General features: G+C 58.0%; 19 protein-coding genes and 1 pseudogene. 12 read left to right on the plus strand and 8 right to left on the minus strand.

The annotated features are described in order from the left end of the window. Positions 1-246 precede the first annotated feature (246 nt). Entirely contained in the window at positions 247-1,167 is a 921-nt protein-coding gene (locus FFS64_RS12595; protein ID WP_137805659.1) for a universal stress protein, read from the plus strand. A 486-nt stretch (positions 1,168-1,653) separates the two neighbouring features. On the opposite strand, the gene FFS64_RS12605 is transcribed toward FFS64_RS12595, so the two are convergent. Then, complete coding sequence (locus FFS64_RS12605) at positions 1,654-2,859, minus strand: epoxide hydrolase family protein (protein ID WP_218571082.1); 1,206 nt, start codon at positions 2,857-2,859, stop codon at positions 1,654-1,656. A gap of 273 nt (positions 2,860-3,132) precedes the next feature. After that, positions 3,133-3,585, minus strand: a complete 453-nt coding sequence (locus FFS64_RS12610) for an Ohr family peroxiredoxin (protein ID WP_137805662.1) — start codon at positions 3,583-3,585, stop codon at positions 3,133-3,135. A 360-nt stretch (positions 3,586-3,945) separates the two neighbouring features. On the opposite strand from FFS64_RS12610, the gene FFS64_RS12615 reads away from it, so the two are divergent. Together FFS64_RS12615 and FFS64_RS12620 are read left to right on the plus strand one after the other, a co-directional pair. Beyond that, entirely contained in the window at positions 3,946-4,863 is a 918-nt protein-coding gene (locus FFS64_RS12615) for a LysR substrate-binding domain-containing protein (protein WP_137805663.1), read from the plus strand. Positions 4,864-4,967: 104 nt separating this feature from the next. After that, the gene (locus FFS64_RS12620; RefSeq protein ID WP_137805664.1) at positions 4,968-5,420 is read left to right on the plus strand and encodes a hypothetical protein; all 453 of its coding nucleotides are present in this window, start codon (positions 4,968-4,970) and stop codon (positions 5,418-5,420) included. Positions 5,421-5,434: 14 nt separating this feature from the next. Here FFS64_RS12620 and FFS64_RS12625 read toward each other — a convergent pair whose 3' ends face one another. Then, positions 5,435-6,403 carry a DMT family transporter gene (locus FFS64_RS12625; RefSeq protein ID WP_171017082.1) on the minus strand — a complete coding sequence of 323 codons (969 nt, stop codon included), beginning with the start codon at positions 6,401-6,403 and terminating at the stop codon, positions 5,435-5,437. Here FFS64_RS12625 and FFS64_RS12630 point away from each other — a divergent pair. Beyond that, the gene (locus tag FFS64_RS12630) at positions 6,393-7,424 is read left to right on the plus strand and encodes a LysR family transcriptional regulator (protein ID WP_171017083.1); all 1,032 of its coding nucleotides are present in this window, start codon (positions 6,393-6,395) and stop codon (positions 7,422-7,424) included. The genes FFS64_RS12625 and FFS64_RS12630 overlap by 11 nt on opposite strands. A 49-nt stretch (positions 7,425-7,473) precedes the next feature. Here the strand turns inward: FFS64_RS12630 and FFS64_RS12635 are convergent, their stop codons facing one another. The 3 genes from FFS64_RS12635 to FFS64_RS12645 all read right to left on the minus strand — a co-directional run bounded on the left by FFS64_RS12635 (position 7,474) and on the right by FFS64_RS12645 (position 12,208). Continuing rightward, positions 7,474-8,349, minus strand: a complete 876-nt coding sequence (locus tag FFS64_RS12635; protein WP_137805667.1) for a hypothetical protein — start codon at positions 8,347-8,349, stop codon at positions 7,474-7,476. Between the two features lie 54 nt (positions 8,350-8,403). Next, positions 8,404-10,347: a hypothetical protein gene (locus tag FFS64_RS12640; RefSeq protein WP_137805668.1), complete on the minus strand. Its 1,944-nt coding sequence runs from the start codon at positions 10,345-10,347 to the stop codon at positions 8,404-8,406. 187 nt (positions 10,348-10,534) lie between these two features. After that, a complete protein-coding gene (locus FFS64_RS12645) occupies positions 10,535-12,208 on the minus strand; it encodes a tetratricopeptide repeat protein (RefSeq protein WP_137805669.1) in 1,674 nt (557 codons plus the stop codon). Positions 12,209-12,441: 233 nt separating this feature from the next. Here FFS64_RS12645 and FFS64_RS12650 point away from each other — a divergent pair, with 233 nt between their 5' ends. Both FFS64_RS12650 and FFS64_RS12655 read left to right on the plus strand, forming a co-directional pair. Continuing rightward, a complete protein-coding gene (locus tag FFS64_RS12650) occupies positions 12,442-12,843 on the plus strand; it encodes a hypothetical protein (protein ID WP_137805670.1) in 402 nt (133 codons plus the stop codon). 119 nt (positions 12,844-12,962) lie between these two features. Beyond that, positions 12,963-13,253, plus strand: a complete 291-nt coding sequence (locus FFS64_RS12655) for a hypothetical protein (protein WP_137805671.1) — start codon at positions 12,963-12,965, stop codon at positions 13,251-13,253. A 9-nt stretch (positions 13,254-13,262) separates the two neighbouring features. Here the strand turns inward: FFS64_RS12655 and solA are convergent, their stop codons facing one another. Then, on the minus strand, positions 13,263-14,441 hold the full coding sequence (solA, locus tag FFS64_RS12660) for an N-methyl-L-tryptophan oxidase (RefSeq protein WP_137805672.1): 1,179 nt from the start codon (positions 14,439-14,441) through the stop codon (positions 13,263-13,265). Between the two features lie 149 nt (positions 14,442-14,590). Here solA and FFS64_RS12665 point away from each other — a divergent pair, with 149 nt between their 5' ends. The 6 genes from FFS64_RS12665 (at position 14,591) to FFS64_RS12690 (ending at position 17,986) form a co-directional block, all read left to right on the plus strand. After that, complete coding sequence (locus FFS64_RS12665) at positions 14,591-15,160, plus strand: chorismate mutase (RefSeq protein WP_137805673.1); 570 nt, start codon at positions 14,591-14,593, stop codon at positions 15,158-15,160. A gap of 209 nt (positions 15,161-15,369) precedes the next feature. Further along, on the plus strand, positions 15,370-15,774 hold the full coding sequence (locus FFS64_RS12670) for a hypothetical protein (protein ID WP_137805674.1): 405 nt from the start codon (positions 15,370-15,372) through the stop codon (positions 15,772-15,774). Positions 15,775-16,081: 307 nt separating this feature from the next. Then, on the plus strand, positions 16,082-16,372 hold the full coding sequence (locus FFS64_RS12675; protein WP_137805675.1) for a type II toxin-antitoxin system RelB/DinJ family antitoxin: 291 nt from the start codon (positions 16,082-16,084) through the stop codon (positions 16,370-16,372). Then, positions 16,338-16,652, plus strand: coding sequence for a type II toxin-antitoxin system YafQ family toxin (locus FFS64_RS12680; protein WP_137805676.1), 315 nt, complete (start codon positions 16,338-16,340; stop codon positions 16,650-16,652). The genes FFS64_RS12675 and FFS64_RS12680 overlap by 35 nt, the downstream gene beginning before the upstream one ends. Positions 16,653-16,799: 147 nt before the next feature. After that, entirely contained in the window at positions 16,800-17,531 is a 732-nt protein-coding gene (locus FFS64_RS12685; RefSeq protein WP_137805677.1) for an SGNH/GDSL hydrolase family protein, read from the plus strand. 26 nt (positions 17,532-17,557) lie between these two features. Then, positions 17,558-17,986 (plus strand): nuclear transport factor 2 family protein, encoded by a 429-nt coding sequence (locus FFS64_RS12690; RefSeq protein WP_137805678.1) that lies wholly within the window; start codon positions 17,558-17,560, stop codon positions 17,984-17,986. On the opposite strand, the pseudogene FFS64_RS12695 reads toward FFS64_RS12690, so the two are convergent. Next, positions 17,962-18,535: pseudogene (locus FFS64_RS12695) on the minus strand (LysR substrate-binding domain-containing protein). The gene FFS64_RS12690 and the pseudogene FFS64_RS12695 overlap by 25 nt on opposite strands. Between the last annotated feature and the right edge of the window lie 273 nt (positions 18,536-18,808).

Below are 18,808 nucleotides of genomic sequence, written 5' to 3' on the forward strand. Positions count from 1 at the left end.
CCAACGTTCAGCACGAACCCAAAGACTGCGCCAGCGTGGCGAACGAAGGATTGATAATGGTCAACTATTTCGTCACTGGACGAGACTTGGGCAACCGCACGTCGGGCGACATCGTCCTTCCCCATCTCAGTTGACAAAGATCAAACCCGCCGTTCCGGCCAGCAGCAGGATAAGTGCAAAGCGTTACTGCCCAACGCCCCAGCCATGGGTGCAGCCCATTGCGCGAATACCTACCGGAGATCTGTCATGTCTGATCAATCACGTTTCATGCTGATCGTTTCACCGTTGATGGAAAACAGCCCTGCCTTCGACCGGGCTGCCGCTCTGGCCAAGGCTTCGGATGCGGCACTGCACATCGTGGCGTTCGATTACCTCGAAGGGCTTGCGACGGCTGGAATGGTCAACGAACAAGCGCTGGAACAGATGCGGCTGGGCTATGTCGAGCGTCATCGCCAATGGCTTGAAGGCCAGGCCAGGCCGTTGCGTAAAATCGGGGTTCACGTCACCACTGAAGTGGTGTGGGTGGAGCGGCCATTGCAAGAAATCCTCATTCATCTGAAAGAACAGCAAATGGCCGTTGTGATCAAGGCGCTGGAACACGAATCCCTGCTGTCACGCCTGATGTTTACTCCACTGGATATCCATCTGCTGCGCGAATGCCCGGTACCGCTGCATTTTGTCAGCCATATGCACCACGCTTTGCCGCGCAAAATCGTCGCCGCCGTCGACCCTTTTCATCGTGATGACCAATATGAAGGCTTCAACGACAGGATCTTGCGCGAGGCGTCGAAACTGGCCACTACCTGCAACGCCGAGCTCGACGTGATCTACGCCCATGATCTCTCATCCATCAGCGCAGATGAATTCGGCTTCAGTAATGGTTCGGCATTTTTTTCTTCGAGCAAAGCCAAGACACTTTTCGATGCGCAGGCTGACGCGTTCCGCGAGCTTTCGGAGCGCAACGGCATTGCGCCGGAGCACCAGCACATGATCATGGGCAATCCGGCCAAGGTGCTTTCCAGCTATGCCGAGGCTTATGACACTGATGTCATTGTCATGGGGCGCGTAGGCCACCGCGCCATGGAGCGATTGGTCGGCAGCACCGTGGAACATCTGCTGTACAAGATGCCATGCAGCGTGTGGGTGGTTTCGCCAGAAATAATTTGAAGATGGACAGTTGCCAATCAAAAGAAACCCGTGACGGGAGAGTGAGCAATGAGCGCAAAATTGAACAAGGCCATCGACCTGCTTCTTGCCTGCTCAATTGGGCGAAGAAATCAGTACCGTCAGTACTGGAAAAGTCGACATTCTCTGCACACCGACACCTGCAACACTCCTTCTGCTTACACAGAATTTAGTTGTGTTGCATCGACCGGTTGAGTCCACAGTCGAAAGCAGCCCTTCCCAACTGACGGAAATCGATCTGAAAAATGGGGTAACGTGTTAGTAAAGACGGCCCGCACAAGCATAAAGAAGGGATTAAAAGTGACCTCCATACACGCCTTTCGGGTCGTGCTGGCGCAGCTTTCAACTTCTTCAGGATCGGCACCCGCACGATTCGGACCACTTTCACGCCTAACGCTCAACGATCCGAACCGAGCCTCCTGATCAATACACAACAAATCAGGTCTTAGATGCCTATAGGCGTGTCGCTCACCTCAGCGACTTGAATCCAGCCCGGACTTCCTGCGAGAAAAGCGCCGGTTGCTCCCACGCGGCAAAGTGCCCGCCCTTGGGAAGCTTGTTGTAGTGCACCAGTTCGGGATAGGCCTTCTGCGACCAGCTTTTCGGCGCCGCATACAGTTCATCGGGAAACACGCTGACCGCCACCGGGATGTTGACGCCTTTGACGGCGAAGAATGTCGATTTGTTTTCCCAATAGAGCCGCCCCGAGGAAACGGCGGTGTTGGTGAGCCAGAACAGTGTGATGTTGTCGAGGACATCATCGGGTGTGAGGCCTTCCGGTTGGCCGTCGATGGAACGCGCAATCATCTCGTAGCTTTTGGGATCGTGATCAAGCATGAAGGCGGCCAGACCGACCGGTGAATCTGCGAGACCTGTCAGCGATTGCGGCCTGTCACCCATCATGATGGCGTAGCCAATGTGCTTGTAGGTGTTGGCGAGTTGATCCGCCGCGAGCTGCTCTTCCTCGGACAGACCAGCGGGAACCGGCTCGCCGCGAAACAAGGCTGCATCAATGTCAGGCGGGATGACGCCAGGCATGTTCGAATGAATACCGATCAAGCCAGGCGGCGCCTTCACAGCCATCAGATCGACGACGATAGAGCCCCAGTCACCTCCTTGCGCCCCATACCGGGTGTACCCAAGACGCTTCATCAACTCGATGTATGCATCAGCGATACGCACGGGATTCCAGCCGGCCACTTTCGGTTTCTCCGAGAAGCCGTAACCCGGCATCGATGGAATCACCAGGCTGAACGCATCGGAAGCATTGCCGCCATACGCCGTTGGATCGGTAAGTGGCCCAATGACTTTCATCAACTCGATCACCGACCCGGGCCATCCGTGCGCCATCAATAGTGGCAGCGCATTCTCGTGTTTAGAGCGGACATGGATGAAATGGATATCCAGACCATCAATGTTGGTGATGAAGTTAGGAACGGCGTTTATTTTCGATTCAATAACTCGCCAGTCGTACTGAGTTGCCCAATGTTTGGCTAATTTCTGGATGGTCGCCAGTTGTACACCTTGAGAGGAGTCTTTGACTAATTCCTTATCTGGCCATCTCGTCGCTATTATACGTCTGCGCAACTCTGAAAGTTCCGACTCTTTAGCGCTGAAATGAAAGGGACGTATTGCAGTGGAAACATTCTCTGTCTTATTTGAAGTATTCGTCATAGCGTCAGTCCTGATTGAGAAACCGAGTAAACCCAAGGGTGCAGCCGCGCATGTCACCGCGGCGACGCCGCAAAACCTGCGTCTGCTCAGGGAAGTTTGTTTGATGTTTTTTGGCATGCAGATTCCCAAGACGCAACGTCACGCCGAGTCCGTTTTCGATTGAAAATGCTCTCGACCAACTTGCTGTTCGTTATATTTTTACTGGGAAGTATCGATAAACAGGTATTCAGGCTGGCATTTCAACACGCCTGGATAGTGATTTTTTTATATCAATCACGACGTCTGGACATTCAAGGCCACGTCGATGTTGCCGCGCGTTGCTTTCGAGTAGGGGCACATTTGATCGGCGGCATGTGCGACAGCGGACGCGACCTCATGCGTCAGACCTGGCAGTCGTAGATTCAACCGGGCTTGAAGGAAGTAAGCGTTGCCGGTTTGACCTAGGTCGATCTCGATATCGACGGATACGTCGGCTGGAACAGTCACCTTCAAGGCTTTGGCCGCAAGGCCGACTGCTGCGATGTAACAGGCCGACCATGCGCCGGCAAACAACTGCTCGGCCGTCGGGTGCGGTTGGGTGGTGGCGAATACGTGGGCCGGTTCGGCACTCCCGGGGATCGAGAGTTCGATGTCGAGGTTGCCATTATGTCCGCGCGAGGTGCTGCCGGAGCTGCTCAGAGTGGTGTGGGTTTTGCCGGTGACCAGGACTTTTTCGATGTTGCTCATCGGTGATTCCTTCAAGTTTTTTATGAGAATCAAATAGCCAAGAAGACACGTAACTATCTGACAGCATTGATTTTATAGGCACATCAAAGGTACCGAACAGAACGGAAAAACCGATCATCTTCGGCTTTTCCGCCCATCCCCCTGCTCCACCGCCCGTCGCCAGGACGCAAGATTAGTTTTGACATCACCCGGTCATTGGTTGAGTATAAATACATCGCATGCGATCAAATCGTTAGCGCCATACATCTTAGCCCCTACCCTCGGAGACTCGGCCATGAACACCGGAAGCAGCCAAACACTCTTCACCTCTATCGCGCACGCTTACTGTGGCCACAACGGCAATAACTGGATCACTGCTTCATGAAGCTGATCCAGCTTCGCGCCTTCTGCTCGGTTGTCGACATGGGCAGCTTTCGTTCGGCGGCACGAGAACTGGACGCTGCCCAGAGTACATTGACCGAGTCGATTCGAAGCCTGGAAAGAGAACTGGGGGTCACCTTGTTGGTGCGCTCCAATCAGGGCATCAGCCTGTCCGTGGCCGGCAAGGTGTTCCTGACCCGGGCGCGCTCGATCATTCTGGATTGCGATCGCGCGGTACAAGACGTCCGACAGTGCAATGGCATGCCTGAAGGTCAGATCGCATTGGGTGTCACAGCGGAACCCCTGGCGGCGTGCTTGATGCCGGTCTTCAGCAGCTTTACCCATCGATTTCCCAACGTGCGGTTACACGTCGCCAGTGGCAAGACGAAGATGCTGATCGAGATGATTCGCGCTGGCCGACTCGACTTCGTGATGTGTCCACTAAGCGCCGACGTCAGCGATACCGATCTGCACATTGAACGGCTTTACAGCTCGAAAGCCAGCGTCATTGCGCGCAAGGGCCACCCCTTGGCGGATGCTCGCTCTGTGCGCGACCTGGCCGATTGCCAATGGATCAGCGTCCGGCCTGCCGGGGTGGTCGGTAGTGCCGAGAACCATCTGGTCGAGCTGTTCAGAGCCGAAGGCTTGCCAGCCCCAAAGATCGCGATCACGACCGAATCGTTGCTGGAGATCCTGCATATCGTCTCCGAGACGGATTACCTGACCATCGAGCCCAGCCTGCTTCCCGGCATGAAGCTGTTTTCCTCGTCGCTGACCAGCATCGCGATACGCGAGCCATTGGAATCGCGGGAGGTGTGCCTGATCAGCCGTCGCGTCTCCCCCTTCACCCCAGTCACACAAGAACTGACCAGCATGCTGATTTCCTACTCGCGCCTGCGTCACCGGGCCAAGGCGTGAGCCCGCGCCCTCACGATGAATTCACATCGGCACCGCCCGGGACGTGATGAATGAGCGATACCCGCTAATCTCCTATGGCACGTCTTCAACACAGGAGTTTGGCAATGAATCCCGGACAATCATTAGCAGCTCTGATCATCACCGCAAGCCTCTTCGGCTGCACCTCTTCATCAAACCATGGCGTGAACGTCCCTCTGGAGGCCACCCGGCAGAACCCGGGGCAGATCGGCAATGTGACCTTGACCGACTGGGACAAGCAAACCGGACTCAGTTTCTTCATCAGCGGTGTCCCAAGCGGCGCTGTTCTACCCTTGCGCCTTTATTCCTTTATCAATAAAGGCAGTTGCCAACAACCCGGCCCCGTCGCCTATGCCATGAATGACAAGGTCAACACCGAACGCCAACCCGTGCGCGGATGGTCTTTCTCAAGAAGCGCACCTGTCGCCCTGCCGGTTTTGCTGTCCGGTGGATACTCCATTGTCGTGCGATCGGCAGCGACCGATGGCAACGCCGATATTTTTTGTGGGGATATAAAGCAAGGAGACTCGGTGAAATAGCGTTTGCAGCCTCATCAAACAGCCACGACAGCCTTGACGCGATGGCCATGAAACACAGTAACGGCTTTGACGACTCCCATGACGATCAGGCCGATGCCAATCGCTTCCGGCGCGGACGGCCACCGGTAGTAAAACAGCAGGCCAAGGCAGGTGGCGAAGACCATCTCCAATGACAGCAACTGACTGGCCAGTGTCATGGGCAGGCGCTGGGAAGCGATGGTCCAGGCCCAAGCCCCGCCAATCGAAGCGACGGCTGCCAGTACCAAGGCTGGAAGGTACAGGTGGCTGATCGCGCCGTGCCCGAAACCGAGCGTGGGCGCCTGGAAGAGATCCATGGCAGCCCCCGCCGGAATGAACATGAGCGTTTGCAGGCTACCGCCAATCATCATCAACGCGGTCCAGACCCAGGCATTCATGCCAGGCCTTTTCATCAGCGCTTTTTGATTCGCCAGGCCAAACCAGACCCACAGTGCAACCGCCGCCATTGACGCACCGACTCCAATGGCCAGCGCGGTGTGTGATTGCCCCTCGAACTGCGTGATGTTCTGGCCATTGACCAGCAGCAAACCAAGCACCGCCAGGCCAATTGGCACTTGAAGCCGCCGCCAGGAAATCCCACCGTGGACATTCGCGCTGATGGCCAGCACAACCGGCACCAACCCCAAAAAGGCCGGCGCGACGACGGGGCCTGCGTACTTAGCGGCGATGACGACAGCAAGGAAATAGCCCACGTAACCGATGAATCCAAGCCCCGCCGTGACGAGCCAATCGCTGAGGGTCAAGTGACGCCAGGCTTTGATATTGGCCAGCAGGATCAGGATGCCGATCAGCCCGCAGATGAGGAATCGGCAGGCGGCCAGGTCAAAAATCGAATACTCGCCAATGACCAGCGGGGCAACAAAGTTCATCGACCAGGTCAAGGACGCCACAACCGCTGCGATGAGGCCGGTAATGGACAGGTGCTGACTGTTTGTGTCTTTCATCAACGGCCTCTGGGGGATTCGTGTCAGGGTTGAGGCCCAGTCTCCAGCATGGAAAAACAAAAGGGAATTCGTTGCTTTTGACCAACACCTGTTCCATAACGGAACAAAAGAGGATGCGTTGATGGATCGGTACAGCGATATGGCGATCTTCATCGCCGTGATTGATGCAGGCGGCTTTTCGCCCGCCGCCCGCAAACTCAAGATGACTCACTCCGCCATGAGCAAAAGAGTTCAGCGCCTGGAGGATCGGCTCGGCATGCAGCTGCTGTTGCGCACCACGCGGACGATGACACTGACGCAAGCCGGCGAACGTTACGTGCAATCCGCCCGACCGATTCTCGCGGATATTCAGGCGCTGGAAGCTGCCGTAATGCATGACGCGGATGCGCCAAGGGGCATCTTGAAGGTGTCTGCGCCCAATGCCCTTGGCCAGCACCATGTGGTGCCCGCTTTGATCGACTTCATGCGGCGCTACCCCGAGATAAAGATCGACTTGACCCTGACCGATGCCATCATCGATATCAGGCACGCAGGCATCGACGTGGCGATCCGCAGCGGCGAGCTGTCCGACCCAAGTCTTGTCGCGCATAAATTGAGTGCCAATGAACGACTTGTGTGCGCGTCCCCGGCTTATCTCGACGCCCATGGGGTGCCTGGCGAACCGGGCGAACTCGCGGGCCATTCGTGCTTGAAACTCAATTTTGAAAGCCGCTTCAACGACTGGGAGTTTCGTGCCCCCAACAGTCGGGCGATTCCGATCGCGGGAGATTTCACCTGCAACAGCCTCGACGCGATCCGCACGCTGTGCCTGGCGGGCATGGGCATCGCGCGCCTGCCCAAATACATGGTGAACGGGGATATCCAGGCCGGTCGATTGATACCGCTGTTGCAGGCGTTTTCATCGCCCGCCACCTCGGCCATTTATGCGCTGAGGGCGGCGGGCGATTATGTTCCGGCCAGGACTCGGGTGTTCATCGCGTTTCTGACAGAGCGCCTTTCGACAGCGTGCTTGAATGACTAGCCTTGTCTCTTGACGTCTCGGCACTCATCCAGCTTCGCTCGCTCACTGATCAGGGAATCGCTTGGGCGATAGCCTTCGCAATGCGCGGATCGCTGAGGTAACCGATGATGGAATGAGGGTCCTCATGCCCACTTTCGATATCAGGATAGTTCTCGATGCCTGAACCGAAATTGCCATTGGTGAGCTCGGAGCGCAGCGCGACGAAATCTTCCGGATCAGCGCCGTTGACCCAGCGTTGCACGTTGTCGGGTCTGACGCGTGGTTTGGAAAAGCCCTTGCGGACACTGTCGATGCCCAGCGGAGAACCCAGGGTTACGAGCAGCGGAGACTGGCGCGGCCGGCCGTTACTGGCGAATTCGCGCAACAGTGAGTAAGCAACGATGGTGCCCAACGAATGTGAAACGACGATTGCCGGCTCATCATCCTCGAACAGCGGACGCACCAGTTTGTTGACCTCATCGTGTACATGCTGATTGCGGATATAGGCGTGCGCTTGCCCCAGCACACGCAAGGCCAATGTGCCTCGCAACGGGGAAACGGTTTCGATTGCCCGGGCAACCGCCTTGACCCACTTCTTGTGAATACCGGCGCCCTGAGGTACCACCGTTACCAACTCTTCGGCTTGAATTTTTGCCGGGGTCACCCCCATGCGTAATGCCATTTCCTCGAGCGCATCGACAGCAAACTCATCAAAGTCACTGGTCGCCTCCTCCGCACCCAGCGCAATCGCCTGGTCTTTGACCTTGACTGAACTGAGCTCGTCGAGCTTGTCGCCGTAGTACGCTGCTTCGATGCGCGATAACCTGCCCAGCGGGTCGGGACCGTGCAAGGCATAGGTAGCCCGAAGTCTCTCAAGCCACGATTCGAGAATTTTCTGCGAGCTTTTGCCTTGCTGGTTAATGCCGTGGACAAGAATCATGCGCATGGTCTTTTCTCCGCGTCAGTTGATTACTGGGGTCAGTACGGAATTGTGCTTGTCTTAGATGTCCCTGATACCGGCAAGCTTGAGCAACGCCTTGCGACCGCTGGGCTTGGCGATGGTAAATAGTCCGGGGCCGAGGTTCTTCATGGCGGCCAGTGCCTGCTTGCGCCACGGCTCGGCACTGGCATCGCAGCGGGCGGTTGCGACAGCGCCCCAGGCCTGGCGCATCCAGGGTATCCGGCCGGCAATTGGATGATCCTTGTAAGCAGGTGTCGGGCTACGAGTGAAGCTCTGCTCCCACTCTTTCTCAGTACGCGGCTCGCGGGCAGCCACGGCCGGAATATCGGCGTACAAGCGCCCCCCGGATTCACGCAGGCTACCGCCACCATAAAGAATGATATCCAGGGGTACCGGCTGCCGGCGCTGCGCATAGAAAGCTGCCATCGAACGCAGGCTGTCAATGTCGCGAATCGCGTCGTAGAACTGCGCGGCAATGCAACCGAGCGTGATGATCCGATGCTTCCCGTAGCGCATCGTGGTCGCGGTATCGATGATTGCCTGTCGACTCAGCAGACCGGCATGCGCCTGGGCCAACAGTCTGATCGTCTCCTGACCTTCGTATTCGGAGGCGCCGAGCGGGCGCAGGAACAGGCTCAGCGACGTCGCGTCGATGATATGCAACGCCGCGACAAAGCCATCGACCACGCAGACCGGGACGATACGACCGTCAGCCAGGGTGACCAGCGCGTCGCTCCAGTCAAGGCTGTCGGCACTGACTGATTGCAGTTGGATACGGAACCAGTTCGGCTGGTCATCGAGGGCAGACACCGCGCCGAACGAGGCTTGTACCTTGGCGACGTCAGCGCCGCTGACGCAGATGCCGCAGCCGGTTTCGAAATGATCGCGTACCGTGGCGTTGCTGACTGAATTGACGAACGCTTCGCGGCTGGCCGTACGAGCCATTTCAAGTGCCTGAGTCTGCGCGTCAAACTTCGCTTTGGGTGATTTGGGCTTTATCAGCCTGGCCTTATCGACCGAACGCGAGTACGGCTCGACCGTTGGTGTCAGCTCCACATGTAACCATGAGTCGGCACCCGCGTCAGACGAGTCGCCATGCCATGAATCGGCATCCTCACCCGCTTCGGCCAGAGGTTCGGAAGGTTCAGAAAAATCGACCTCACTATCTAAGGCGATAGATTTAAAAACCGTTACCTCAGGCGGTCCCGGTATCGTCACGTAGTTTCGATCGGTATAGAAACCTGGCTTGGGTCGCGGGATCATTCGCACCCCGTACTTGCCGGCCTCCTTCGCAACAGTACTATCGAGGTAGCGGGCAAGTGACTGACTGGTTACCAACTTGTCTGCTCCACTGGCCTCGAAATATGCACCTTGCGCATCGCCCTCCAGGGCATCCAGCAAGACTTCGGTGAACAGGCAAAAATCACCCTGCTCACCCTGGGCCTTGATCATGAACGCCTGCATGCCGACATCGACGGCAAAGAACTGGTCCAATTCATAGGGACGCGGCTCCTCTTCAGGCCTGAAGAGCACCGCATTGCCAACAAGGTCAAGGAACTGGGCGGAGAACTCCTGGCAGGCGTCACCGATGACCGAGACCTGCCTGGGTCCGTAATACTCGAGCATCCGCTGCAACGCCGAAACCTTGATAGCCTGGCTCGAGTCCTTTTTCCAATGGGTCAGTATCCAGTATTGGTCACCGATGGCCTGCGCCGCGCCATGACCGGCAAAGAAGATCACCAACCGCTTGAGCTCGGTCCGATCGGTGACTTCATTGATGGCGGCGGTAATCTCATCGCGCAGCAACTCGATGGTGATTTCCGGATGTTCGCCATCGTGGAGAAGCAGTGTCTTGTAGTTTTGGGCGTCCGCCCATGCGGCCATCCGCTTTGCTGCCCTGATGGCGCCTGGCAGCGGGTCGAGCCCTCCTTCCGGCTTGGAAACCGCAATGGAAACGAATATTCGGTCGCTTGCGTCTGCCATGACCCATCTCCGATTAGACGTTGACCCCCACAGGCTGAATCGCCGTACTTCAGCGTCGCTCGGGAGCCAATCGACCGGAGTTTAGACTACAAATTGCAAACCTCCCTCTTTACTCAACATGGGGTGACGCAGCTTCCGGCCACAGGCAAAAATCGGCCGCGAGCATCCGTTTCAATGCCAGATGACCTTACTGACAACACCCCTTCCCAACCCGGCAGAAGCATGACGCGGTGATCTCCACATCCGCCCGCGCCTTGGCCAGGTCCAGACGGATTTTCGCAGCAGCTGCTTCAGGATCTCGCCCCAGTCGTTTCAGGCATTCAACGTAGCCGTGCAAACTCCACACGTTGTCCAGGTGCCAGGATGCGCGGCTGAGGGTGTTGTCCAGGCCGAGATCGGCGCGGTAGGCCTGCAGGGCTTCTTCCACCCGCCCCTGTTCCAGCAGCAGCGCGCCCAGGGCGTGCCGCACCGGTTGCATCCAGCCCCAGGGCTCGTCGTACGGCAGGTTGTCGTCCAGTTCTTGTGCCTGACGCAAGTGATCGAAAGCGCAATCGAAGTTGCCTTTGCGGTATTCGATTTCCCCGTTGAGCATGGCGCCGGCCACGGCCAGGATGTCGACGCACTGGTTGTTGAACAGGTAGCGGGTTTCCGGCACGCGGGCCCAGGCTTCGAGGAATAGGTGCTGTTCGGTTTCGGCGGCGGCGACCTGGCCGGTAGCAGCGTAGGCCACGCCTTTGGCGTAGTGCAGCATCGCGGTGGTCACGCAGTACAGCGCCTGATCGACGGGCAGTTCTGTGGCGAGGATGTCTTGCCATTTGCCGAAGCGGATCTGCACGTGGACCTTCATCGACACGAAGCTTTCCAGCCAGTCGGCCATGGGGGGTTGTTCCACCCGCAGCAGTTCCTCCTTGATGGTCGAGGCCAGTTGGTCGGCGGCCTCCAGGGCTGGATGGTACTGACCAAGGAACATCGCCGAGTAAAGTTTGAAGTGGTAGTTGTGACTGCGGTACAGGGTGTAGAAGTTGATCGGTCCTTCCTGTTCCAGGTATTTGCGATCGGCCTGGATCGCCCGGTGATTGGTGATCATGGCCCCGCGATAATCGCCGCAGAGCACGTCGATGTGCGACGGCATATGGCGCAAGTGCCCGGCGTCCGGCACCAGGTCGCGCAGGACATCGCCGGCACGCAGTGCCCGTTCGGGATACGGTGACATTTCCATGGTATGGACGTACATGTGCAGCACGCCGGGATGCGGCGTATCGCCGTGTTGCTCCATGCGTTGCAGGGCTTTTTCCAGCACGGCGACGGCTTCCAGGGTGTCGGCGCCCGCAGCCGGTTGAGCGGTTTTCAAGTCCCACAACTGCCAGGGCGTGCGGTCGATCAGCGCTTCGGCAAACAGCGCTACCACGTCGGGGTCGTCGGGAAAGGATCTGTAGACATCGCGCATGGACGCCGCGTAGGCATCGTTCCAACTGAAGAGTTGCTCGACGCTCTCCGCCTGATCGGCCTGGTAGCGTTGCTCCAACGCGCGGATCAGCCCTTGCTCCACCGGTGATGCACGGTCGAGGTGCGTCAATGCGGTTTGCGTCGCCCGGCGAGCCTCGGCCACGGCCTCTTTCAACTCCTGCTCGATGAAGGCGTCCCAGCGTTTGTTGTAGTTGGGACCCGAGGCGTAGGCGATGCCCCACCAGGCCATGGCGCAATCGCGGTCGTGTTCGAGGGCCTTGTGGAAGCAACGGATGGATTCATCGTGGTTGTAGCCGTAGCACCACACCAGGCCACGGTCGAACCAGAGCTGGGCCTGCGACGAGTTCGTCGTCACCGGGCGGCTGTAGGTGCCCAAATCGTAATAGTCGTGCATCGGTTTACCCTCTCGATCAGAGCGTGGAACTGCGGAGATCCAGCATACCCCCGTGGCTTGGAGGGGGCAGCACAGCCGACGACAGGCTGTGCTGCATCATCATGCTAAAGAGGGGTATGCCGCTCGCCCTATCAATGGCATCGATGTTCACCATCACGTCAATGAAGTTCTCTTAAAAATCCTGCGGCGTAACATCTGCTCCATACCAACCAAACACCCCGGAGTACACGATCATGAAACGCCAAACCCTCCTCAGCATCGCTTTTTCGATCTTCGCAGTGAACGCTTTCGCCGCTACCTCTGCTCAACCTGTAGTCGCTGAAGGCGGCTCGGATCGTCTGATCGAAAGCCGTGTGGCGGAAGGTGGTTCTGATCGCCTGCTGGAGAAACGTGTGGCTGCCGATGGTTCGGATCGTTTGAAAGGCAACTCTATTGCCGCTGATGGCTCTGACCGCCTGAAAGGCAACACCATCGCCGCTGATGGCTCCGATCGCCTGAAAGGCAACACCATTGCCGCTGATGGCTCGGATCGCCTGAAAGGCAACACCATTGCTGCTGATGGTTCGGATCGCCTGAAAGGCAACACCATTGCCGCTGATGGCTCGGATCGCCTCAATGGCAACCGCGTCGCATAAGCAACTCGCCAGACCGCAACATCCGAAAAGCCCGGCCTGATCAGCCGGGCTTTTTCGTGTTCTCTATCAATCAGCCCATCGTCTATCCTGTGTCCCCCGCAAAGTTACCGGAGACACCCGTGCCGCCCCTGACTGCTCGTGAGGTTTACCAGCCATTACGCGACGCCGCCCTCGGCCTTCGTCCGCTCAAGCGCGTCGGTGAACAGCCCGAAACCGGACCGGTGCGGGTCGACATCGAAGGCTGGCGTCTGACCCTCGATGTCGACGGTGGACACCTGCACCACTGCCTGCATTGCCAGAGCCCGGACGACCGGGTCTTCGACGGCGGGCAGCGCTACGGCACAAACCCGGTGAGTTTGCTCAGCACCTGGGAACTGGCGCAGGTCGAGCGTTTGCTCGCCGCTGGCTGAGCCGGCTGTTCAATCCTGCAACCTGTCAAAGCGTTTCAGTGAAAACGCTGAAAGATCCAGCTCGCTGCGCCCCCGCATGCACCACTGCGCCAGCGCCTCGCCCAATGCCGCCGAGTGCTTGAAACCATGGCCCGAGCAGGCGGACACCACGAGGGTATTTTTCAGGGTCGGGTGTTCGTCGATGATGAAATGGCTGTCCGGGGTGACGGTGTAGGCACACACCGCCGACTTGACCAGCCGTGAACTGACGCCCGCGATTTTGCCGCGTACGTGGGTGTCGAACATGTCCCAGGCTTCGGCTGCGCTGATGGTTCTGTCCAGTGTGTCCGGCGAGGATTCTTCGCTGTATTGCTCGGTGGCGACTTTCAGGCTGCCCTCACCCGGCAGCGGTGGAAAACCATAGTTCGAGTCATCATCACCTGAGCCGTGGTAGTAGATGAAGGTAGGCGACACCGGGGCAAAACAGGCACCTTCTTCCAGTTCAAACCAGAACAGCTTTTGCCGGCAGACCCGGAGCAAACGGTCGAAGGGTTGGCCGAGCAATGCCCTGGACCACATGCCGGCGCTGATCACCACTTTATCGGCGTAAATCGTGCGCTGGTCGGTGATGACGGTGACACCCTGCTCGTCGGAGGTGATCTGCGTGACGGTTTCGCCCTTGAGCAGCGTGGCACCACGTTCCTCGGCGAGTTGCAGTTGCACCGCGATGCAGCGTTCCGGGCGGACATAGCCGCCACTGGGTTCGAAATAGCCGACGGCGGTATCCAACACCGGCGAGAACTGCGCAAAACGCTGGCGGATCTGTTCCGCCGACAGCGCTTCATGTGCGATGCCATTGGCTTTTGCCAGGTGCAGGGTGCGCTGGGTGAAGTCGGTTGGATCGTTCGCGTCATCGTCAGGGCGCGAGGTCATGACCAACACGCCGCACTGCTCGAACAGCGACTCACCGGACAAGGCTTCGAGCTCGCGCCAGATCCGGTGCGAGTTGCGGACGATGGGCAGGTATTGCGCGCCCTCGCCCACCGAGAGCCGGGTGATCCGCGTGTCGCCATGGCTTGAGCCCTGGTCGTGCGGAGGATGATGGCGGTCGATGCCGATCACTTTGCTTCCCGCCTTCGCCAGTTGATAAAGGGTGGCGGCGCCCATCGCGCCCATCCCCAGCACCGCTACGTCATACCGGTCTTCCATCTACCTGCGCCTCCCTTGGCGAAAACGACAAGGTTGTAGCCTGCACCAGAGTCGGTCCTGTGCGAAAGAGCCCGTTGAACTATCGTTCATCTGGCTCAGCTGTGTTACATAGGGGCCTGCTGTGCATCCCGAGCCCAAGAGGTTTGCCTATGTTCCACTGCCCCCGCTTGCCGCAACTGCTGACCTGCGCGCTTTTCGGATTACTCGCCAGCGGCGCTCACGCCGCCACGCCTTCCACGGCGCCCGATGCCTTGCAACCGTTGCTGGCAACCATCAACGAGCGTCTGAACATTGCCGAACAGGTGGCGCTGACCAAGTGGGACAGTGGCAAACCGATCCAGGATACCGCCCGGGAAGCGTCGGTAATCGCTAACGCCAGAAAGCAGGCCGCCGAAAGCAGGCTGGACCCGGATGATGCCGCCGAACTGATCGCCGCGCAGATCGAAGCCAACAAACTGGTGCAGTACGGGTTGATCGCGCAATGGCAAGCGGCGCACAAGGCACCCGACCTGCCACGTCCGGACCTCAACCAACTGCGACCAAAACTGGATGAGCTGCAGACCCGTCTGTTGCAGCAATATGCGGACTTCGTGCCCTATCGCGTCGACCCGGAATGCCCGAACTGGTTGGCCGAGCAGCGCTCCAGCCTGATCAAGGATGCCCTGCATGGCCAGGCCCTGATTCGGGCCACGGGGGAGTTGTGTCTCACGGATCAGTGATGGGGGTCTGAAACCGGATCCGGTGTACACAGATCATCTGAGCGCCAGAGATGCACTGTGGGAGCGAGCCTGTTCGCTCCCACAGGGATCTCGACACAACCAACCATTGACTGCGTCAATAGTCACCATTAATTCAATGAAGTTCTCTTAAAAACTGTGCGGCGTAACATCTGCTCCATACCAACCAAACACCCCCGGAGCACACGATCATGAAACGCCAAACCATCCTCAGCATCGCTTTCTCGATCTTCGCAGCGAACGCTTTCGCCGCTACCTCTGCTCAACCCGTGGTCGCTGAAGGCGGCTCGGATCGTCTGATCGAAAGCCGTGTGGCTGAAGGTGGTTCGGATCGTCTGCTCCAGAATCGTGTGGCTGAAGGTGGCGCTGATCGCCTGCTCGAAAAACGCGCTGTGGCTGCCGATGGTTCGGATCGTTTGAAAGGCAACACCATTGCCGCCGATGGTTCTGATCGCCTGAAAGGCAACACCATTGCCGCCGATGGCTCCGACCGCCTGAAAGGCAATACCATTGCCGCCGATGGCTCTGATCGCCTGAAAGGCAACACCATCGCTGCTGATGGTTCTGACCGCCTCAAAGGCAACACCATCGCCTAAACAAATCCCCAGACCGCATCACCCGAAAAGCCCGGCCTGATCAGCCGGGCTTTTTCGTGGGACTTGAATTAGCGTTCAACGCCATCGGCTATTTCCTGCATTGGGTCAGGCCCCTTCCCAAGTACGAACAGGAACAGGCTGATATTCATGGCATGTCTAATCGATTCAAATATCGGCCGAGAAAATTCAGTTGCCTGGCCGGTTCTGGAGCCGGCCATCACACTGAAGTTGACCCCAAAGCCCCCACTCAACCAGAATGATTGAGGTAGCGCCAATGTAGCTACAAATTAACAATGAGGTGATAACCATGGGTGCACTACTAAAAACTACAGAAGTGCGTTGCCGCATCGATGAGGAGTTGAAAGCGCGTGCCACTGAAGTTTTGAGTGCTTGCGGCCTGAGCATCAGTGACGCCATGCGACTTTTTCTTCGTCAGGTTGTAGCGACTCACGGCCTCCCGTTTGAGGTACGCGTCCCTTCGGAGAAAACGGCCCGCGCCATGATGGAAGCAAAAGACATTCGTCAGCGGTTCGACTCGATAGACGAAATGCTGGGGGATGTGGATGGCGAAACCGGAGAAAAAGCAAAAACGCGCTGAGCTGCCCAAGCAATGCGCGCAGACCTCGGAGTTCAAGAAATCGTGGGAACGTTACAAACGCGCCGGGCGCCGTGACATGAATGAAGTTCGCCAGGTGATGGTCATGCTTTTTCTGGGAGAACCATTGCCGGCGCAGTACCTGGATCATGCTTTGAAAGGAGATTGGACTGGTTTTCGAGAGTGTCACATAGGTGGCGATTTTCTGATGATTTACGAACACACACGTTCTGATCTACTTACGTTTGTCGACCTTGGAAGTCATTCAGAACTGTTCAAGTAGCGCTGTATACCGATCCGACAAAAAGCCCGGCCTGATCAGCCGGGCTTTTTTTGCTCCATTTTCGGCTGATATGACCCGTGACGCGGTAGAAGTGAATCTGGCAGCCTTGCTGTATGAGTTGCGACCTCCCCTCTCAGGAACCTCAGCATGAGCAAGACCGAAACCCTGGCCAAAATCATGCTCGGCCCCCTGTTGCTGATGCAGGGCGCCTACACGCGCCGCATCACGCCGAAACTGCCGGAGGCCGAGGGCGAGCGCGAAGGTCTGGCCGGCCAGGGTCAAGCCCTGCGTCTGTTGATTCTCGGCGACAGCGCCGCGGCGGGTGTCGGGGCGTTGAGCCAGACCGATGCGCTGAGTGGCCAGTTGGTCAGCCGATTGGCCAAGGCTTATCAGGTTTGCTGGAAGCTCTGGGCCCAGTCCGGCCTGGACTCGCAAGCGCTACTGGATCGCCTCGACCAGCACGCGCCAGAACCCTTCGATGTGGCGTTGCTGTCCATCGGCGTCAATGATGTCACCGGCATGCTGACGGCGGATCAGTGGATCGCCCGGCAACAGCAGTTGATGAAGGTGCTGGTCGACAAGTTCTCAGTCAGGTTGATCGTCATCTCTCCTCTTCCGCCGATGCACTTGTTTCCCGCATTGCCGCAACCGCTACGCTGGTATCTGGGCAATCGGGCGGCGCGATTCAACCAGCGCCTTGCCGAACTGGCGCAGCGCACGGATCGCTGTACGCTACTGACGACCCGACTGGCCCCCGTGGCCGGCGCAATGGCACGGGACGGTTTCCATCCGGGGCCGGCCATCTACAGTCTCTGGGCAGAAGACGCCGCGCAGGCCATTGCCCGCCACGGGGCTAAAAGCCCATCAGACACGCTTTGAACAACAACAAAAAACAGGAGTTGAATATGTCTGAACTGCAACTGCATCCCAAAGCCGCAGAGTCCTTGAGCCTGTGGCACGCGATGATCCGCAACGGTGACCTGAAGGCCTTGCCGGATTTGCTCGACCCGCAAGCGGTATTCCGCTCGCCGATGGCGCATACACCGTATCCGGGGGCGCCGGTGGTGTCGATGATCCTCAATACGGTGTCCAAGGTGTTCGAGGACTTTGCCTACCACCGTGAACTGGCGACCGCCGACGGCTTGAACGTCATCCTTGAATTCAGCGCCAGGGTCGGCGAGAAACAGCTCAAGGGCATCGACATGATCCGCTTCAACGAGCAGGGAAAAATCGTCGACTTCGAAGTCATGGTCCGGCCCATGAGTGGTCTGCAGGCCCTGGGCGAGGAAATGGGCAAGCGCCTCGGCGCTTACCTGGCCGCCAGCAAGGCCTGATCGTGGTGCAAGGCCGGTCGGGACTTGGGTACCACCTGCAACTCGACCGGCTCACAGAGAAACGCGCAACAACGTGAGCGCAACCAGCGCTGGCCGGGGTCGTTGTGCGCCGCTGCACGCCAGACCATGGAAAGCTCCTGTATCGGCAGTTGCAGAGGTGCCGGCTCGGCCCTCATCCCCGCCACCGACGTCATCGCCTTGGCCACGTAATCCGGGACGATGGCCAGCATATCGCTTTGCGCCAGCAACACCGGCAACGCACTGAATTGCGGTACGGTCAGCACGACTTTGCGCTGGCGGCCCAACAAATTCAGGGCGTGATCCGTTTCATCCGTGGCATTGCCCATCGACGACACCACGGCATGGAGGCGTCGGCAAAATGCCTCCAACCCCAGCGGGCCAGGTCGGGCATCGGCCCAGGGCACCGCTGATGGTGGGTTGCCCCAGGAACAGCTTTTCGCCGACGCGGCTGACATTTCGCTCATGCATCATTGTCTCGAAAACCATCAACAGGTTGATGTCGGCACGACGCAGGTCATTTCGGTTCATGAGGTTCGCCACCCCGCACGAAGCCATTGAGTTCGACAGTGTGTGAACAGGTTATGGCCATCGCTGGAAAACGTCTGTTGTACATGGGGACATACAGATCATGCGTTCGGTGCGCACATTGATACCTGGGTATGACGACAGGCGAAAAACCTCAATGCAATAAATCACTTACATGACCCGCAGGACCTTTGCCCAATTCGCGCCACTGGCAGGAATTTCGGGTTTTTTGTCCTAACCAAATGAGAACCGCTACTCCTAGGATAGCGATGCGAT

The sequence above is a fragment of the Pseudomonas sp. G(2018) genome, assembly GCF_005502415.1.
In the GTDB taxonomy this organism is placed as follows: domain Bacteria; phylum Pseudomonadota; class Gammaproteobacteria; order Pseudomonadales; family Pseudomonadaceae; genus Aquipseudomonas.

Excerpts from the sequence above, each read along its gene's own strand:
- FFS64_RS12595 (WP_137805659.1), top strand. The coding sequence starts at position 247 with ATGTCTGATCAATCACGTTTCATGCTGATCGTTTCACCGTTGATGGAA.
- FFS64_RS12605 (WP_218571082.1), bottom strand. The coding sequence starts at position 2,859 with ATGACGAATACTTCAAATAAGACAGAGAATGTTTCCACTGCAATACGT.
- FFS64_RS12610 (WP_137805662.1), bottom strand. The coding sequence starts at position 3,585 with ATGAGCAACATCGAAAAAGTCCTGGTCACCGGCAAAACCCACACCACT.
- FFS64_RS12615 (WP_137805663.1), top strand. The coding sequence starts at position 3,946 with ATGAAGCTGATCCAGCTTCGCGCCTTCTGCTCGGTTGTCGACATGGGC.
- FFS64_RS12620 (WP_137805664.1), top strand. The coding sequence starts at position 4,968 with ATGAATCCCGGACAATCATTAGCAGCTCTGATCATCACCGCAAGCCTC.
- FFS64_RS12625 (WP_171017082.1), bottom strand. The coding sequence starts at position 6,403 with ATGAAAGACACAAACAGTCAGCACCTGTCCATTACCGGCCTCATCGCA.
- FFS64_RS12635 (WP_137805667.1), bottom strand. The coding sequence starts at position 8,349 with ATGCGCATGATTCTTGTCCACGGCATTAACCAGCAAGGCAAAAGCTCG.
- FFS64_RS12640 (WP_137805668.1), bottom strand. The coding sequence starts at position 10,347 with ATGGCAGACGCAAGCGACCGAATATTCGTTTCCATTGCGGTTTCCAAG.
- FFS64_RS12645 (WP_137805669.1), bottom strand. The coding sequence starts at position 12,208 with ATGCACGACTATTACGATTTGGGCACCTACAGCCGCCCGGTGACGACG.
- FFS64_RS12650 (WP_137805670.1), top strand. The coding sequence starts at position 12,442 with ATGAAACGCCAAACCCTCCTCAGCATCGCTTTTTCGATCTTCGCAGTG.
- solA (WP_137805672.1), bottom strand. The coding sequence starts at position 14,441 with ATGGAAGACCGGTATGACGTAGCGGTGCTGGGGATGGGCGCGATGGGC.
- FFS64_RS12665 (WP_137805673.1), top strand. The coding sequence starts at position 14,591 with ATGTTCCACTGCCCCCGCTTGCCGCAACTGCTGACCTGCGCGCTTTTC.
- FFS64_RS12670 (WP_137805674.1), top strand. The coding sequence starts at position 15,370 with ATGAAACGCCAAACCATCCTCAGCATCGCTTTCTCGATCTTCGCAGCG.
- FFS64_RS12675 (WP_137805675.1), top strand. The coding sequence starts at position 16,082 with ATGGGTGCACTACTAAAAACTACAGAAGTGCGTTGCCGCATCGATGAG.
- FFS64_RS12680 (WP_137805676.1), top strand. The coding sequence starts at position 16,338 with ATGGCGAAACCGGAGAAAAAGCAAAAACGCGCTGAGCTGCCCAAGCAA.
- FFS64_RS12685 (WP_137805677.1), top strand. The coding sequence starts at position 16,800 with ATGAGCAAGACCGAAACCCTGGCCAAAATCATGCTCGGCCCCCTGTTG.
- FFS64_RS12690 (WP_137805678.1), top strand. The coding sequence starts at position 17,558 with ATGTCTGAACTGCAACTGCATCCCAAAGCCGCAGAGTCCTTGAGCCTG.